The 15,645-nt window shown below is 71.5% G+C and carries 13 protein-coding genes; 2 read left to right on the top strand and 11 right to left on the bottom strand.

The window, feature by feature from the left end; translation table 11 throughout:
* Nucleotides 1-4: 4 nt before the first annotated feature.
* The 11 genes from LQK93_RS17150 to uvrA form a co-directional block, all read right to left on the bottom strand.
* Nucleotides 5-355, bottom strand: a complete 351-nt coding sequence (locus tag LQK93_RS17150; RefSeq protein WP_374968971.1) for an RNA polymerase-binding protein RbpA — start codon at nucleotides 353-355, stop codon at nucleotides 5-7.
* Nucleotides 356-367: 12 nt separating this feature from the next.
* Nucleotides 368-613, bottom strand: coding sequence for a preprotein translocase subunit SecG (secG, locus tag LQK93_RS17145; RefSeq protein ID WP_374971536.1), 246 nt, complete (start codon nucleotides 611-613; stop codon nucleotides 368-370).
* Nucleotides 614-769: 156 nt separating this feature from the next.
* Nucleotides 770-1,582, bottom strand: a complete 813-nt coding sequence (tpiA, locus tag LQK93_RS17140) for a triose-phosphate isomerase (RefSeq protein WP_374968970.1) — start codon at nucleotides 1,580-1,582, stop codon at nucleotides 770-772.
* Complete coding sequence (locus LQK93_RS17135; protein ID WP_374968969.1) at nucleotides 1,582-2,790, bottom strand: phosphoglycerate kinase; 1,209 nt, start codon at nucleotides 2,788-2,790, stop codon at nucleotides 1,582-1,584. The genes tpiA and LQK93_RS17135 overlap by 1 nt, the downstream gene beginning before the upstream one ends.
* A 125-nt stretch (nucleotides 2,791-2,915) precedes the next feature.
* Nucleotides 2,916-3,920, bottom strand: a complete 1,005-nt coding sequence (gene gap / locus LQK93_RS17130) for a type I glyceraldehyde-3-phosphate dehydrogenase (protein ID WP_374968968.1) — start codon at nucleotides 3,918-3,920, stop codon at nucleotides 2,916-2,918.
* A gap of 181 nt (nucleotides 3,921-4,101) precedes the next feature.
* Complete coding sequence (gene whiA, locus LQK93_RS17125; RefSeq protein WP_374968967.1) at nucleotides 4,102-5,082, bottom strand: DNA-binding protein WhiA; 981 nt, start codon at nucleotides 5,080-5,082, stop codon at nucleotides 4,102-4,104.
* Nucleotides 5,083-5,357: 275 nt separating this feature from the next.
* On the bottom strand, nucleotides 5,358-6,326 hold the full coding sequence (gene yvcK, locus LQK93_RS17120; protein WP_374968966.1) for a uridine diphosphate-N-acetylglucosamine-binding protein YvcK: 969 nt from the start codon (nucleotides 6,324-6,326) through the stop codon (nucleotides 5,358-5,360).
* Between the two features lie 10 nt (nucleotides 6,327-6,336).
* On the bottom strand, nucleotides 6,337-7,254 hold the full coding sequence (rapZ, locus tag LQK93_RS17115) for an RNase adapter RapZ (protein ID WP_374968965.1): 918 nt from the start codon (nucleotides 7,252-7,254) through the stop codon (nucleotides 6,337-6,339).
* Nucleotides 7,251-9,377: an excinuclease ABC subunit UvrC gene (gene uvrC / locus LQK93_RS17110; RefSeq protein ID WP_374968964.1), complete on the bottom strand. Its 2,127-nt coding sequence runs from the start codon at nucleotides 9,375-9,377 to the stop codon at nucleotides 7,251-7,253. The genes rapZ and uvrC overlap by 4 nt, the downstream gene beginning before the upstream one ends.
* A gap of 74 nt (nucleotides 9,378-9,451) precedes the next feature.
* Entirely contained in the window at nucleotides 9,452-9,934 is a 483-nt protein-coding gene (locus LQK93_RS17105; protein WP_374968963.1) for a Rieske (2Fe-2S) protein, read from the bottom strand.
* Nucleotides 9,931-13,038, bottom strand: coding sequence for an excinuclease ABC subunit UvrA (gene uvrA / locus LQK93_RS17100; RefSeq protein ID WP_374968962.1), 3,108 nt, complete (start codon nucleotides 13,036-13,038; stop codon nucleotides 9,931-9,933). The genes LQK93_RS17105 and uvrA overlap by 4 nt, the downstream gene beginning before the upstream one ends.
* A 92-nt stretch (nucleotides 13,039-13,130) precedes the next feature.
* Here uvrA and LQK93_RS17095 point away from each other — a divergent pair, with 92 nt between their 5' ends.
* Complete coding sequence (locus tag LQK93_RS17095) at nucleotides 13,131-14,954, top strand: glycoside hydrolase family 15 protein (protein WP_374968961.1); 1,824 nt, start codon at nucleotides 13,131-13,133, stop codon at nucleotides 14,952-14,954.
* The gene (locus tag LQK93_RS17090; protein WP_374968960.1) at nucleotides 14,941-15,645 is read left to right on the top strand and encodes a maleylpyruvate isomerase family mycothiol-dependent enzyme; all 705 of its coding nucleotides are present in this window, start codon (nucleotides 14,941-14,943) and stop codon (nucleotides 15,643-15,645) included. Before LQK93_RS17095 ends, LQK93_RS17090 begins: the two co-directional genes overlap by 14 nt.

The raw sequence follows: 15,645 nt of genomic DNA, 5'->3' as shown, positions 1-15,645 counted from the left end.
CAGCTCACTGGATGAGCCCGCGCTGGCGCAGGGTGCTCAGCGCCTCGTCAAGGATCGCCTCGCCGTCGGCGTCGCTGCGACGCTCCTTCACGTAGGCCAGGTGCGTCTTGTAGGGCTCCACCTTCGGCGGGGCCGGGGGGTTGGCCTTGTCCTGGCCTGCGGGGAAGCCGCAGCGCGGGCAGTCCCACGTCTCGGGCAGCACCATGCCGGGCTCCTCGGCGAAGCTCGGGCGCGTCTCGTGCCCGTTGGAGCACCAGTAGGAGATCAGGACGCGCGGGGCGGTGTCGCCGCGCTCGGCCTCTCCCATCGGGCCTGCGCCGACCCGACTTCCACGAATGGCGTTACCGCCGGCCATCTACTCGTCCTCTCAGCTCGCGAAGCGGGCCAGCAGGCCCAGACCGATGATGGATGCCGCCCAGACCAGCGCCACGGCCACCGTGAAGCGGTCGAGGTTGCGCTCGGCGACAGACGAGCCACCGAGGGAGGTCGACATGCCACCACCGAACATGTCGGACAGGCCGCCGCCCTTGCCCTTGTGCAGCAGGATGAACAGCGTCAGGACCAGGCTGGACAGCACCAGCAGGACCTGCAGCACGATGCGAACCGCATCCACGTGGTCACTCCAAATCGTCGGGATCTCGGGGGTGTCGGGCCGGTCGGCCACTCCCCCTCGTGATCCGGGGCTCGGGCAAGGATACCTGCCCGAGTGCCGATCGGCCGAACGCCCCGGGTCTGCGTGGAGCAGCGGCGTTCGGCCGACGGCGTCGGCTCAGGACGTCGCGAGGTGGTCGCGGTAGCGGCAGATCGACGCGAACTCCGTCGGGTCGATCGAGGCACCGCCCACGAGCGCGCCGTCCACGTCCTCCTGCGCCATGATCGCGGCCACGTTGCCCGCCTTGACGCTGCCGCCGTAGAGGAGGCGTATGCCGTCCGCGACGTCGCCGCTGTAGAGCTCGGCGAGCAGGGTGCGGATCGCGGCGCACACCTCCTGGGCGTCGTCGGGGGTGGCGACCTCGCCGGTGCCGATGGCCCAGATGGGCTCGTAGGCGATGACGACCGAGGCCGCCTGCTCCTTGGTGACCCCGTCGAGGTCGGCGCGCAGCTGGTCGAGGACGTGCTCGACCTGTCGGCCCTCCTTGCGCACCTCGAGCGCCTCGCCGCAGCACAGGATCGGCGTGAGGCCGTGGGCGTAGGCAGCCTTGACCTTGGCGTTGACGACGGCATCGGTCTCCCCGTGGCCCTCACGCCGCTCGCTGTGGCCCACGACGACGTAGGTGCAGCCGAGCTTGGCCAGGAACGCGCCGGAGATGTCGCCCGTGTAGGGGCCAGAGGAGTGGGGCGAGAGGTCCTGCGCGCCGTAGCGCAGGTCCAGCTTGTCGCCCTCGACGAGGGTCTGGACCGAGCGCAGGGAGGTGAACGGCGGCAGCACGGCCACCTCGACCGCGGTGTAGTCGTGCTTGGCGTCGCGCAGGGTCCAGTCGAGCTTCTGCACGAAGTGGGTGGCCTGGAGGTGGTCGAGGTTCATCTTCCAGTTGCCGGCCATCAGGGGCACGCGCCCGACCGGCTTGGTGCTCTTCGCCATCAGGCGTCGCCCTCCTCGAGCACGGTCAGGCCCGGCAGCTCCTTGCCCTCGAGGTACTCGAGGCTGGCACCGCCACCGGTGGAGATGTGGCCGAAGTCGTCGTCGGCGAAGCCGAGCTGGCGCACGGCCGCGGCGGAGTCGCCGCCGCCGACGACCGTGAGCGCGCCGCGCCTGGTGATGTCGACGAGCGCCTCCGCGAGGGCCTTGGTGCCGGCGGCGTAGGGGGCCATCTCGAACGCGCCCATCGGCCCGTTCCAGAAGACGGTGCGGCAGTCGGCGAGCTTCTCGGCGAACAGCCGGCTCGACTCGGGTCCGATGTCGAGGCCCATGCGGTCGGCCGGGATGGCGTCGACGGCGACGACCTCGTGATCGGCGTCCGCGCTGAACGCGTCGGCGGCCACGACGTCGACGGGCAGCACGATCTCGACGCCTTCCTTCTCGGCACGCTCGAGGTAGCCCTTGACGGTGTCGATCTGGTCGGCCTCGAGCAGGCTCTTGCCCACCTCGTGGCCCTGGGCCGCCAGGAAGGTGAAGACCATGCCCCCGCCGATGAGGAGGCGGTCGGCCGTCCCGAGGAGGTTGCCGATGACGCCGAGCTTGTCGGACACCTTCGCACCCCCGAGGACGACGGCATACGGCCGCTCGGGATCCTTCGTCAGGCGGCGCAGCACGTCCACCTCGGTGGAGACGAGGTCGCCCGTGGCGTGCGGCAGCAGACGGGCGACGTCGTAGACGGACGCCTGCTTGCGGTGCACGACACCGAAGCCGTCGGACACGAAGACGTCTGCGAGAGAGGCCAGCTCGCGAGCGAACTCGGCTCGCTCCTCGTCGGTCTTGGCGGTCTCGCCGGCGTTGAAGCGGAGGTTCTCGAGGAGCAGCACCTGGCCGTCCTCGAGGGCGGCGGCCTTGGCCTTCGCATCGTCGCCCACGGTGTCCTCGGCGAAGAGGACCTCGGTGCCGAGCACCTCGCCGAGGCGCTTCGCGACCGGGGCGAGGGAGTACCTGGCCTCGGGAGCGCCCTTCGGACGGCCTAGGTGGGCGCAGACGAGGACCCGGGCGCCGGCATCGGCGAGGGCCTTGATCGTGGGGGCGGATGCACGGATGCGCCCGTCGTCGGTGATCGTGGAGCCGTCGAGCGGCACGTTGAGGTCGGACCGGACGAGGACGCGCTTGCCGCGCAGGTCTCCGAGGTCGTTGAGGGTCTTCACGCGGGATGCCTCTTGATCAGTTGGCGGTGCCGGTGGCACCGAGGGCACGGATGACATGGCTGGGCCACCGCCCCGGCCGCTCCCCCGCATGACGGCGGGAGCGGCGGGCGCGGTGGCCGGGTGGCTCAGAGCGACTGGCCGACGAGCGCGACGAGGTCGACGAGGCGGTTGGAGTAGCCCCACTCGTTGTCGTACCAGCCGACGACCTTGACCTGGTTGCCGATGACCTTGGTCAGGCCGGCGTCGAAGATGCACGAGGCCGGGTCGGTCTCGATGTCCTTGGAGACGATCTCGTCCTCGGTGTAGACGAGGTAGCCCTTGAGCGGGCCCTCCGCGGCGGCCTTGACCGCGGCGTTGACCTCCTCGACCGTGGTCTCACGGCCGGCCTCGAAGGTGAGGTCGGTGGCCGAGCCAGTGGGCACGGGGACGCGGAGGGCGTAGCCGTCGAGCTTGCCCTTCAGCTCCGGGAGCACGAGCGAGACGGCCTTGGCGGCGCCGGTCGTGGTGGGGACGATGTTGAGCGCGGCGGCGCGGGCGCGACGCAGGTCCTTGTGCGGGGCGTCCTGCAGGTTCTGGTCCTGCGTGTAGGCGTGGATCGTCGTCATGAGGCCCTTGACGATGCCGAACTCGTCGTTCAGCGCCTTGGCCATCGGGGCCAGGCAGTTCGTCGTGCAGGACGCGTTGGAGATGACGGTGTGCTTGGCGGGGTCGTACAGGTCGTCGTTGACGCCCATGACGATGGTGATGTCCTCGTTCTTGGCCGGGGCCGAGATGATGACCTTCTTGGCACCACCGTCGATGTGTGCCTTCGCCTTGGTGGCGTCGGTGAAGAAGCCGGTGGACTCGACGATGACGTCAGCGCCGACGGTGGCCCAGTCGATGGCGGCCGGGTCGCGCTCCTCGAACACGCGGATCGCCTTGCCGTCGACGATGATCGAGGTCTCGTCGTAGGTGACCTCGCCGGGGAAGCGCCCGAGGATCGAGTCGTACTTGAGCAGGTGGGCGAGGGTCTTGTTGTCCATGAGGTCGTTGGTGGCCACGACCTCGATGTCGGCTCCGGACGCCACGATGGCGCGGAAGAAGTTGCGGCCGATGCGGCCAAAGCCGTTGATACCAACGCGAACGGTCACTGCTGTGCACCTCTTCGGTGAGACTGTGTCGGACGGACTGCCAGACCAACGGCCGCCCCGTTGCGACCTCGATCACACGCCAGCCTAGTGCGTCGCCCTTCGCCGCCACGCGGGAGTCTCAGCGGTGGGTGAGCGCGCGCTCACCCACGGGAGGCCTTCCCGCGCCACCCTGCTGGGTCGATCAGCCCTCGAGCATGTCGGGGGTGAGGTTGGCGTCGGTGCCCGGCACCCCGAGCTCCTCGGCGCGCTTGTCGGCCATGGCGAGCAGGCGCCGGATGCGGCCGGCCACGGCGTCCTTGGTCATGGGCGGCTTGGCCAGCTGCCCCAGCTCCTCGAGGCTCGCCTGCTTGTGCTCGACGCGCAGCACACCGGCCTCACGCAGGTGCTCGGGGATGTCCTCACCGAGCAGGTCCATGGCGCGCTCGACGCGCGCGCCCGCGGCCACGGCGGCGCGTGCGGAGCGACGGAGGTTGGCGTCGTCGAAGTTGGCGAGGCGGTTGGCCGTCGCACGCACCTCCCGGCGCATCCGGCGCTCCTCCCACGCCAGCACCGCGTCGTGCGCGCCCAGCCGGGTCAGCATGGCCCCGATCGCGTCGCCGTCGCGGATGACCACGCGGTCGATGCCGCGGACCTCGCGGGCCTTGGCCTGGATGCCGAGCCGGCGGGCGGCGCCGACCAGGGCCAGTGCCGCCTCGGGACCCGGGCACGTCACCTCGAGGGCCGACGAGCGGCCCGGCTCGGTGAGCGAACCGTGGGCGAGGAAGGCGCCGCGCCACGCAGCCTCGGAGTCGCACGTCGCGGCGCTGACGACCTTGGGCGGCAGGCCGCGCACGGGACGGCCCCGCGTGTCGATGAGGCCGGTCTGGCGCGCCAGCGTGGCCCCGTCCTCGACGACGCGTACGACGTAGCGCGAGCCCCGGCGCAGGCCGCCCGCAGCCAGGACCAGCACCTCGCTCCGATGTCCGTAGACCTCGGCGATGTTGCGGCGCAGCCGCCGCGCGGCGTTGGCGGTGTCGAGCTCGGCCTCGACGACGATCTGGCCGCCGATGATGTGCAGGCCACCGGCGAAGCGCAGCATGGTCGAGACCTCGGCCTTGCGACAGCAGGGTTTGGTCACGTCCAGGCGTGAGAGCTCGTCCTTCACCTTCGCTGTCATGGCCATGGCCGACATCCTGCCATCCTGATCAAGCACCCTCGGCCCGGAGGGTCTTCAGCATCCTGGCCACCCGCCCGTCCCCGCCTGTTCCCCGCCTGTTCCCCGACTGGTGCGGACGTGCGCCGTGTCGCCGAGCCGGCGGGACGGCATACGTCGTCGGGCCGCCGCGCCAGCGGGTGGTGCAACCGACCGGAACGAGTGCGCGCAGGGCCCCGCAGAGGCAGTTCGGCCGGTTGGTTCCGGCCGGTCGCACCGGTTGCAGCTGAACGCGCCGGGTCTGATCAGGCGATGACGTCGCGCAGGGCGGCCGCCAGCCGCAGGGGGTCGTGGACGCCTGCCTCGCCCCGCGCCGCGACCGGCGCGACGACCAGCTCGGCGCCGAGTTCGGCGGCAGCGGCGCGGAGCGAGGCCCCGTCGGGGACCACGCTCGGGTCGGCCAGCACGACGTCGAGCCGAAGGTCCGGTGCGTTGGCAGCCAGCGAGGCGAGGTGGTCCTCGGCCCGGAAGTCGCGGGTCTCGCCCTTGTGCACCTCGAGGTTGAGGTTGAGCAGCCGCCTGGCCCGGGTGGCAACGAGCGCGTCGGCGAGGTCGGGGACGAGCAGGTGCGGCATGACCGAGGTGAACCACGACCCGGGACCGAGCATCACCCAGTCGGCGTCGCGCACGGCCCTGAGCGCCTCGTGGCACGGCTCGGGGCAGGTCGGCACGATGCCGATCGACGAGACCACCCCCGCCGATGAGGCGACGCGGTGCTGGCCCCTGACCTCGACGAGCTCGTCGGGGCGGTCCGGGTCGTGGCCGTGGATCTCGGCGACGATCTCGAGCGGCTCACCGGCCATCGGCAGGACCCGGCCGCGGGCGCCCAGCAGGCGCCCGACGAGGTCGAGGCCCTCCACGGTGTCGCCCAGCAGGTCCCAGATCGAGACGATCATGAGGTTGCCCAGGGCATGGCCCTGCAGCTCGCCGTCGCCGGCGAACCGGTGCTGGAGCACGTCGCGCCAGGTGTGGCCCCAGTCGCTGTCGTCGCACAGCGCGGACAGCGCCATCCGGAGGTCGCCCGGCGGCAGGACGTCGAACTCCTCGCGCAGCCGCCCGCTCGACCCGCCGTCGTCCGCTACGGTCACGACCGCCGTGAGGTCGTCGGTCAGCAGGCGCAGGGCGGTGAGGCTGGCCGCGAGGCCGTGCCCGCCGCCGAGCGCGACGACGCGCCGGTGGTGCGGTGAGACGAGGGGTAGGCGAGAGGTGGTCACGGGCAGCCGGTCACTCCCGACCGAGGTCGCGGTGCACGACGAACGTGTCGACGCGGTCGCGGCCGCCCAGCTTGACGCTCAGCGCCTCGGCCACGGCGACCGACCGGTGCTTGCCGCCGGTGCAGCCGACGGCGACCGTGACGTAGCGACGGCCCTCGCGGACGTAGCCGTCGATCATCGTGTCGAGCAGGCTCCAGGCCCGCTCGAGGAAGTCCTCGGCCCCCTCCTGCTTCATCACGAACTCGCTGACCGGCGTGTCGCGGCCGGTGAGCGGGCGCAGCTCGGGCACCCAGTACGGGTTGGGCAGGAAGCGCATGTCGAAGACGACGTCGGCGTCCAGCGGCAGGCCGTACTTGAAGCCGAAGGACATCACGGCGATGCGCAGCTGGACCTTCCGGTCACCGGCGAAGAGGGAGGACAGCTTGGCGCTCAGCTGGTGCACGTTGAGCCCGGAGCTGTCGATGACGACGTCGGCGGACGACCGCAGGTCGAGGAGCAGCTGCCGCTCGCGCTGGATGCCGTCGAGCAGCCGGCCCTCGCCCTGCAGCGGGTGCGGGCGGCGCACGCTCTCGAACCGGCGGACGAGGGCCTCGTCGGTCGCGTCGAGGAAGACGAGGCTCGGGCGCTCGCCGCGGGCTCGGGCGGCGCTGATGGCGCCGTCGAGCTGCGCGAACCACCCGCGCGAGCGGACGTCCACGACCACGGCGACCTGCTGGAGGTGCTCCTGCGGGTGCTCTGCCCGGGCCTGGTCACGCAGCTCCGCCAGGTGCGACAGCAGCTGCGGCGGGAGGTTGTCGACCACCAGCCAGCCGAGGTCCTCCAGGACGTTGGCAGTCGTGCTGCGGCCGGCTCCGCTCATCCCCGTCACGATGACGATCGGGGCGTCGGCAAGGGACGTCTGCGGCAGCGGCCTGCTGTCGGCGGTCATTCGAGGACTTCTCCTGTCGTGAGGTTCACGGCCGGCTCCTGCGGCGCACCCTCGGCCAGGTGGCTGACCACGGCCGAGGCCAGGGTACGGCCGAAGCCGGGTAAGGCCATGATGTCCGTTTCGTCCGCCGCGCGAAGGCGTTTGACGGAACCGAAGTGGCGCAGCAGCGCCTTCTGCCGGCTGGCCCCGAGACCGGGTATGCCGTCGAGCTGGGACGTCGTCATGGCCTTCGACCGGCGCTGCCGGTGGAAGGTGATCGCGAAGCGGTGGGCCTCGTCGCGCAGCCGCTGGAGCAGGTAGAGGCCCTCGCTCGTGCGCGGCAGGATGACGGGGTGCTCCTCGCCAGGGAGCCACACCTCCTCGAGCCGCTTGGCCAGGCCCACCAGGGCGACCTCCTCGATACCGAGCTCGTCGAGGACCGCCTGAGCGGCGTTGACCTGGGGCAGGCCGCCGTCGACGACCACGAGGCTCGGTGGGTAGGCGAAGCGGCGGGGTCGACCGGTCTCGGGGTCGATCGGCCCGGAGGGCGACGGGCTGTCCTCGTCGTCCACGAGGTCGTCTCGGCCGCCCGCGCCGGGGCCCACGGAGGAATCGTTCGGCGGGTTCTGGGTGACAGCGGCCGGGTCGGAGCCGTCGCCCACGACCCCGGTGGACAGGTCGAGGTCGCCGGCGCCCTCTGCGTCCTCGAGGTAGCGACGGAAGCGACGGGTGAGGACCTCGCGCATGGCGGCGGTGTCGTCGACCGTGACGGGCTCACCGCCCGCCTCGCCGCTCGCCTCGCCGCTCGTCTCGCCGCTCGTGGCGCCACGGACGATGAAGCGGCGGTACTCGCTCTTGCGGGCCAAGCCGTCCTCGAAGACCACCATCGACGCGACGACGTTCGTGCCCTGGACGTGGCTGACGTCGTAGCACTCGATGCGCAGCGGCGCGTCGTCGAGACCGAGGTAGTCCTGCAGCTCCTGGAGCGCCTTGCTGCGCAGCGTGAGGTCGCCCGCGCGGGCGACCTTGTGCCGGGCCAGGGACTGCTCCGCGTTGCGCCGCACCGTCTCCATCAGCGTGCGCTTGTCGCCCCGTTGCGGCACCCGGACGCTGACTGCCGAGCCCCGGACGGCCGAGAGCCACTCGGTCACCGCCTCGGGGTCGGCGGGCAGCTCGGGCACGAGCACCTCGCGCGGCACCGCGTCACGGTCGGCGTCGCCGTAGACCTGCAGCAGGAGGTGCTCCACGAGCGTGGGGATGTCCTCGCTCTCCTTCTCGACGACCCAGCCGCGCTGGCCGCGGATGCGCCCGCCGCGCACGTGGAAGACCTGCACGGCCGCCTCGAGGTCGTCGTCGGCGAGGGCGAAGACGTCGGCGTCGGTGGCATCGCCCAGGACGACGGCCTGCTTCTCGAGCGCCTTGGTCAGGGCTCCGATGTCGTCACGCAGCCGTGCCGCCTGCTCGAAGTCGAGCTCGGCGGCGGCCTCGCGCATCCGGATCTCGAGCCGCTTGGCGAACCGGGTGGTGTTGCCGGCCATGAAGTCGCAGAAGTCCTCGGCGATCGCGCGGTGCTCCTCGGCGGTCACCCGGCCGACGCACGGGGCGGAGCACTTGTCGATGTAGCCGAGCAGGCACGGCCGGCCGCTCGCGGCGGCGCGCTTGAAGACGCCGGACGAGCAGGTGCGCATCGGGAAGACGCGCAGCAGCAGGTCGAGGGTCTCGCGGATCGCCCACGCGTGGCCGTAGGGCCCGAAGTAGCGGGTGCCCTTGCGCTTGGCGCCGCGCATGACCTGGGCCCGGGGGAACTCCTCCGCCATGGTGACGGCGAGGTAGGGGTAGGACTTGTCGTCGCGGTACTTGACGTTGAAGCGGGGGTCGAACTCCTTGATCCAGGAGTACTCGAGCTGGAGCGCCTCGACCTCGGTGCGCACGACCGTCCACTCGACCGAGGCCGCGGTGGTCACCATGGTGGCGGTGCGCGGGTGCAGCGCGGTGATGTCCTGGAAGTAGGACGAGAGCCGCGGGCGCAGCGACTTCGCCTTGCCGACGTAGATGACGCGCCCGTGCGCGTCGCGGAAGCGGTAGACGCCCGGGTCGGTCGGGATCTCTCCCGGCTTGGGTCGGTAGGTCGTCGGATCCGCCACGGTCCCACCCTATGTCGGCCCACGGACGCTGCCGAACGGCGCCCGGACGGCCCGGACGGCCCGGGCCCGGCCGATCAGCTCACGGTGAGGGTGGAGCCCGAGACCTTGACGGTCTTGGGGGTCAGCCCGGTGGGAGCAGGCCCGGAGACGACGTCGCCGGTGTTGTCGTCGAAGTGGCTCTGGTGGCAGGGGCAGATGATCTTGCCGCCCTCGACGGACCCCACGGTGCAGCCCTGGTGCGGGCAGATGGCGTCGAACGCCTTGAAGGTGCCGGCGGTCGGTTGGGTGACCACGGTCTTGGAGTCCGGGAAGACCTTGCCGCCGCCGACCGGGATCTCGGACGTGGGTATGCCGTCTGCCCCGGCGCCGCCCGCGCCGCCAGCCGGCGACGCGCCACCGCCCCCCGACGGGACGGGCGGGCTGCTGCAGGCGGCCAGGACCCCGGCGCCGGCCGCGACGCCGGCGAGCTTGAGGACGCCGCGCCGGTCGGTGAAGCCGGCCACGCGCTCCGCGAGTCCCTCGTCCGACGGCGAACCACTGCTCTGCTGCTCGGTCATGGCTCCTTCTTCCGGGTCGTGGCGGTGGACCTCGTCTTGCTGACGGTAGCGCTCGCCGGCGTCGCCTTGGCGGCTGCGGTGGTGGCCGAACCTCGGGTGCGCTTCGCCGGTGGCTTCACCGTGCGGGAGCCGGCTGGGCCCGCGCCGTCAGTCCGCTGGGTGGATGCAGCGCCCGCCTTCTTGGCGCGCCCACCCGCCGTGGTGCGCGTCGTCGTGCGGGCCGTCCGCTCCAGGATCGGCTTGAGGAACCGGCCTGTGTGGCTGGCCTCGACCTGGGCGACCTGCTCGGGCGTGCCCTCGGCGATGACGCTGCCGCCACCGGAGCCACCCTCGGGACCCAAGTCGATGACCCAGTCGGCGTTCTTGATGACGTCGAGGTTGTGCTCGATCACGATGACGGTGTTGCCCTTGTCGACGAGACCCTGCAGCACGTCGAGGAGCTTGCGGATGTCCTCGAAGTGCAGGCCCGTGGTGGGCTCGTCGAGCACGTAGATGGTGCGTCCGGTGGACCGCTTCTGCAGCTCGCTCGCGAGCTTGACGCGCTGGGCCTCGCCACCCGAGAGCGTCGGTGCCGGCTGGCCGAGCCGGACGTAGCCGAGGCCGACGTCGTTGAGGGTCTTGAGGTGGCGGGCGATCGCGGGCACCGCCTCGAAGAAGGTGGCCGCCTCCTCGATGGGCATGTCGAGCACGTCGGCGATGGTCTTGCCCTTGAAGTGGACCTCGAGCGTCTCGCGGTTGTAGCGCGCGCCGTGGCACACCTCGCAGGGGACGTAGACGTCGGGCAGGAAGTTCATCTCGATCTTGATCGTGCCGTCGCCGGAGCACGCGTCGCAGCGGCCGCCCTTGACGTTGAACGAGAACCGGCCCGGCTGGTAGCCGCGGATCTTGGCCTCGGTCGTCTCGGCGAACAGCTTGCGCATGTTGTCGAAGACGCCGGTGTAGGTCGCGGGGTTCGACCGCGGGGTGCGGCCGATCGGGCTCTGGTCGACGTGCACGACCTTGTCGAGCTGGTCGAGACCCGTGACGGTCTTGTGCCGGCCGGGAACGTGGCGCGCGCCGTTGAGCTTGTTGGCCAGGACGTTGTAGAGGATGTCATTGACCAGGGTCGACTTGCCCGAGCCCGAGACCCCGGTGACGGCGACGAGGTTGCCCAGCGGGAAGCTGACCGAGACGTTCTGCAGGTTGTTCTCGCGGGCCCCCGACACGGTGATCTCGCGGCCGTCGTGGCCGCGGCGCACCTCGGGCGTCGGGATCTCGCGCCGGCCGGAGAGGTACATGCCGGTCAGCGACTCGGGGTGCTCGAGCAGGCCCTTGACGGGGCCCGAGTGCACGACGTGACCGCCGTGCTCCCCCGCGCCCGGGCCGATGTCGACGACCCAGTCGGCGGTGGCGATGGTGTCCTCGTCGTGCTCCACGACGATGAGGGTGTTGCCCAGGTCGCGCAGGCGGGTCAGCGTCTCGATGAGGCGGTGGTTGTCGCGCTGGTGCAGGCCGATCGAGGGCTCGTCGAGGACGTAGAGCACGCCGACGAGGCCCGAGCCGATCTGGGTCGCGAGCCGGATGCGCTGGGCCTCGCCGCCGGAGAGCGTGCCGGCGGGCCGGTCGAGCGAGAGGTAGTCGAGGCCGACGTCGAGCAGGAAGCCGAGGCGGGCGTCGATCTCCTTGATGACCCGCTCGGCGATCTGCTTCTCGCGGGGCGTGAAGTCGACGGTGTCGAGGAAGCCGGCCGCGTCGCGGATGGCGAGGCGACAGACCTCGGAGATGTTCTTGCCACCGACCAGCACGGCGAGGGACTCGGGCTTGAGGCGCGCGCCCTTGCAGACGGGGCACGGGACCTCGCGCATGAAGCCTTCGTAGCGGTCGCGGCTCCACTCGGACTCGGTCTCGGCGTGCCGGCGCTTGATGAACGGCACGACGCCCTCGAAGCCGGTCGTGTAGGAGCGGTCGCGACCGTAGCGGTTCTTGTACTTGACGTGGACCTTGTAGTTCTGGCCGTGCAGCAGCGCCTCCTTGGCCCGCGCCGGCAGCGCCCGCCACGGCACGTCCATGGAGAACTTCATGTCCTCGGCGAGGGCGCCCATGACGCGCTGGAAGTACTCCGCCGAGCCGGACCCCTGCGCCCAGGGCGCGATGGCGCCCTCGGCGAGCGAGAGGTCGTCGTCGGGGACGACCAGCTCGGGGTCGACCTCGAGCTCGGTGCCGATGCCGGTGCACTCGGGGCAGGCACCGAAGGGAGAGTTGAAGGAGAAGGATCGCGGCTCGATCTCGTCCATGCCGAGCGGGTGGTTGTTGGGGCAGGCCATCTTCTCGGAGAAGCGGCGCTCGCGGTCCTTGGCCTTGGGGTCGCGGTCGACGAAGTCGATGATGACGACGCCGCCGGCGAGGCCCAGTGCCGTCTCGACGGAGTCGGTGAGGCGGCGCTTCGAGCCGGTGTCGTCGCCCTTGGCCACGAGTCGGTCGACGACGACCTCGATGGTGTGCTTGCGCTGCTTCTCGAGGGCCGGTGGCTCGGCGAGGCTGATGACCTCGCCGTCGACGCGGGCGCGGGAGAAGCCCTTGGTCTGCAGCTCCGCGAACAGGTCGACGAACTCGCCCTTGCGGCCTTGGACGACCGGGGCCAGCACCTGGAAGCGAGTGCGGTCCTCGAGCGTGAGCAGCTGGTCGACGATCTGCTGCGGCGACTGCCGGGTCACCGGCTCGCCGCAGACGGGGCAGTGCGGCCGGCCGGCCCGGGCGAAGAGGAGGCGGAGGTAGTCGTAGACCTCGGTGATGGTGCCCACGGTCGAGCGCGGGTTGCGGTTGGTCGACTTCTGGTCGATCGAGACCGCGGGCGAGAGCCCCTCGATGAAGTCGACGTCGGGCTTGTCCATCTGCCCGAGGAACTGCCGGGCGTATGCCGACAGCGACTCGACGTAGCGACGCTGGCCCTCTGCGAAGATCGTGTCGAACGCGAGGCTCGACTTGCCCGAACCCGAGAGACCCGTGAAGACGATGAGGCTGTCACGCGGGAGGTCGACGGAGACGTCGCGCAGGTTGTGCTCGCGCGCGCCGCGGACGACGAGGGAATGGGCGTTGCCGGTGGGCATAGCAGTCACGCGCAACATGCTAGGTCGGGTCACCGACAGTCCCCACATCGGAGCCGGCCGCCGGGCACTGGGCTGACGTCGGGAAGGCCCCGGGACGGCATACTTTCTGCATGAGCGAGCACGTGCCCACGCCGATCGAGGACTACGCCGTGCTGGGCGACCTCGGGACCGCCGCCCTCGTGAGCCGGCGGGGCTCCATCGACTGGCTGTGCCTGCCCCGGTTCGACTCGCGGGCCTGCTTCACGGCCCTCCTCGGCACCCCCCAGCACGGTCGTTGGCTCCTGTCGCCGGCCGATCCCGAGGCCGTGACCTCGCGGCGCTACATCGGAAGCTCGTTCGCGCTCGAGACGATGCACGAGACGCCGACCGGCCGGGTGCGCGTCACCGACGTGATGCCGCTCGGCGACGGCCGCTCCGACCTGCTGCGCCGCATCGAGGGCGTCGAGGGGACGGTCCGGATGGTCCACGAGTGGACGGTCCGCTTCAACTACGGCCGCACCCGCCCCTGGGTCGCGCGGCACACCGACGACCGCGAGGACCGCACCGACGAGATCATCACCGCCATCGCCGGCCCCGACATGCTCGTGCTGCGCGGCGCCCGCCTCCCCCACGCGCGGGACGGGCACCACGTCGACGAGTTCGACGTGGCGGCCGGCCAGACGTTCACCTTCTCGACCACGTGGTTCCGCAGCCACGACGACATCCCGCCACCGCTACGGGTGCGCGCCCGCATCCGCGAGACCATCGCCCGCAGCGAGCAGTACGCCGCCCGCAGCCACTACCGGGGCCCGCACGCCGAGGCCGTGACCCGCTCGCTCCTCGTCCTGCGCGGCCTGACGCACCAGGACACCGGCGGCATCGTCGCAGCGCCCACGACCTCGCTGCCCGAGGACTTCGGCGGCGAGCGCAACTGGGACTACCGCTTCTGCTGGCTGCGCGACGCGGCCCTCACGCTGGAGGCGCTGCTCGGCTGCGGCTACCTCGAGGAGACGGCGCTCTGGCGCGACTGGCTGCTGCGGGCTGTCGCCGGTGACCCCGAGGACATGCAGATCATGTACCGCGTCGACGGCGGACGTGATCTTCCCGAGCGGGTCCTGGAACACCTCCCCGGGTATGCCGGGTCGCGCCCCGTGCGCGTCGGCAACGCGGCCGTGCTGCAGCGCCAGACGGACGTGCTCGGCGAGGTCATGATCGCCCTGCACACCGCGCGCTCGCGCGGTCTCGAGGAGAACCTCGACTCGTGGCACCTGCAGCGGGCGCTCGTCAACCACCTCGTCGAGCGCTGGCAGGAGCCCGACAACGGGCTCTGGGAGATCCGCGGCCCGCAGCGGCACTTCACCCACTCGCGCGCGATGGTGTGGGCGGCCTTCGACCGCGCCGTGCGTGCCGTCGAGGAGCACGGTCTCGACGGACCCGTCGAGACGTGGCGCGAGATGCGCGACCAGGTCCGCGCCGAGGTCCTGACGAAGGGCTACGACAGCGAGCGGGGCACGTTCGTCCAGCACTACGACACCAGGGAGGTCGACGCCTCGCTCCTGACCCTGTCGGCCATCGGGTTCGTCGACGGCGACGACCCGCGCATGCTCGGCACCATCGCAGCCGTCGAGGCGGACCTCATCCGCGAGGGCCTGGTGCTGCGCTACCGCACCGACACCGGCGTCGACGGTCTGTCCGGTGACGAGCACCCCTTCGTCGCCTGCTCGTTCTGGCTCGTGACGGCATACGCGAAGGCGGGTATGACGTCCGAGGCCACGGCGCTGATGGACCGGCTCCTCGGGCTGGCGAACGACGTCGGGCTGCTGTCCGAGGAGTACGACCCCGTGACGGGACGCATGGCGGGCAACTTCCCGCAGGCGTTCTCGCACCTGGCGCTCATCGGCGCGGCGCTCGCGCTGGCCGAGGCTAACCGAGAGGACACAGATGCGGCACGCTGACGTCACACCGGCCCTCGTGGCCGCCGAGACCGACCGGCTCGTCTCCACCGCGCTGGGCCTGCACGACCCCGACGGGGCGTTCCCGTCGCTGTGCGAGGGCTGGACGCGAGGCCACGTGCTCGCCCACGTCGCCCGCAACGCCGACGCCCTCGCCCGTGTCTGCGACGTCGCGCTGACGGGCGTTCCCGGCACCATGTACGACGACCCGGCCTCGCGGGACGCGGACATCGAGCGGGATGCGGACCGTCCGCTGGCCGACCACGTCACGGACCTGCGGGAGTCCGCCGGACGCCTCGCCGAGCGGCTCGCCCAGCTGCGGCCCGAGCACTCCGACGTCCGTGTCGAGCGCACGCCCGGCGGCTTCCCGGTCGCGGTGGGCCTCGTGCCGTTCATGCGGCTGCGCGAGGTCGTCTTCCACCACGTCGACCTCGACGCCGGCTACACCTTCGCGAGCACGCCGTCCGAGGTCGTGTCGCTCTTCCTGCGCGACGCCGTCAACCGCCTCGCGCACGCCGACGCCCCGCCGTCGCTGCGCATCCGCACCGACGAGGGCGACGAGCACACCGTCAAGGACGACGGCGCCACCCTCGTCACCGGTCCGGGCGCCGACGTGCTGGCCTGGTTGGCCCGCGGGACCACCGACGGCGTCCGTTTCGGCGGGCCCGTCCCCACCCTGCCCTTCGGAGGCTGA

The sequence above is a fragment of the Terrabacter sp. BE26 genome, assembly GCF_041941675.1.
Taxonomy (GTDB): domain Bacteria; phylum Actinomycetota; class Actinomycetes; order Actinomycetales; family Dermatophilaceae; genus Terrabacter.
The sequence above is the reverse complement of the archived record's forward strand: the minus strand, read 5'-3'. Positions and strand labels throughout refer to the sequence as shown.

Coding starts and splice junctions, on each gene's coding strand:
- LQK93_RS17150 (WP_374968971.1), bottom strand. CDS start 355: ATGGCCGGCGGTAACGCCATTCGTGGAAGTCGGGTCGGCGCAGGCCCG.
- tpiA (WP_374968970.1), bottom strand. CDS start 1,582: ATGGCGAAGAGCACCAAGCCGGTCGGGCGCGTGCCCCTGATGGCCGGC.
- whiA (WP_374968967.1), bottom strand. CDS start 5,082: ATGGCCATGACAGCGAAGGTGAAGGACGAGCTCTCACGCCTGGACGTG.
- rapZ (WP_374968965.1), bottom strand. CDS start 7,254: ATGACCGCCGACAGCAGGCCGCTGCCGCAGACGTCCCTTGCCGACGCC.
- LQK93_RS17105 (WP_374968963.1), bottom strand. CDS start 9,934: ATGACCGAGCAGCAGAGCAGTGGTTCGCCGTCGGACGAGGGACTCGCG.
- uvrA (WP_374968962.1), bottom strand. CDS start 13,038: ATGTTGCGCGTGACTGCTATGCCCACCGGCAACGCCCATTCCCTCGTC.
- LQK93_RS17095 (WP_374968961.1), top strand. CDS start 13,131: ATGAGCGAGCACGTGCCCACGCCGATCGAGGACTACGCCGTGCTGGGC.
- LQK93_RS17090 (WP_374968960.1), top strand. CDS start 14,941: ATGCGGCACGCTGACGTCACACCGGCCCTCGTGGCCGCCGAGACCGAC.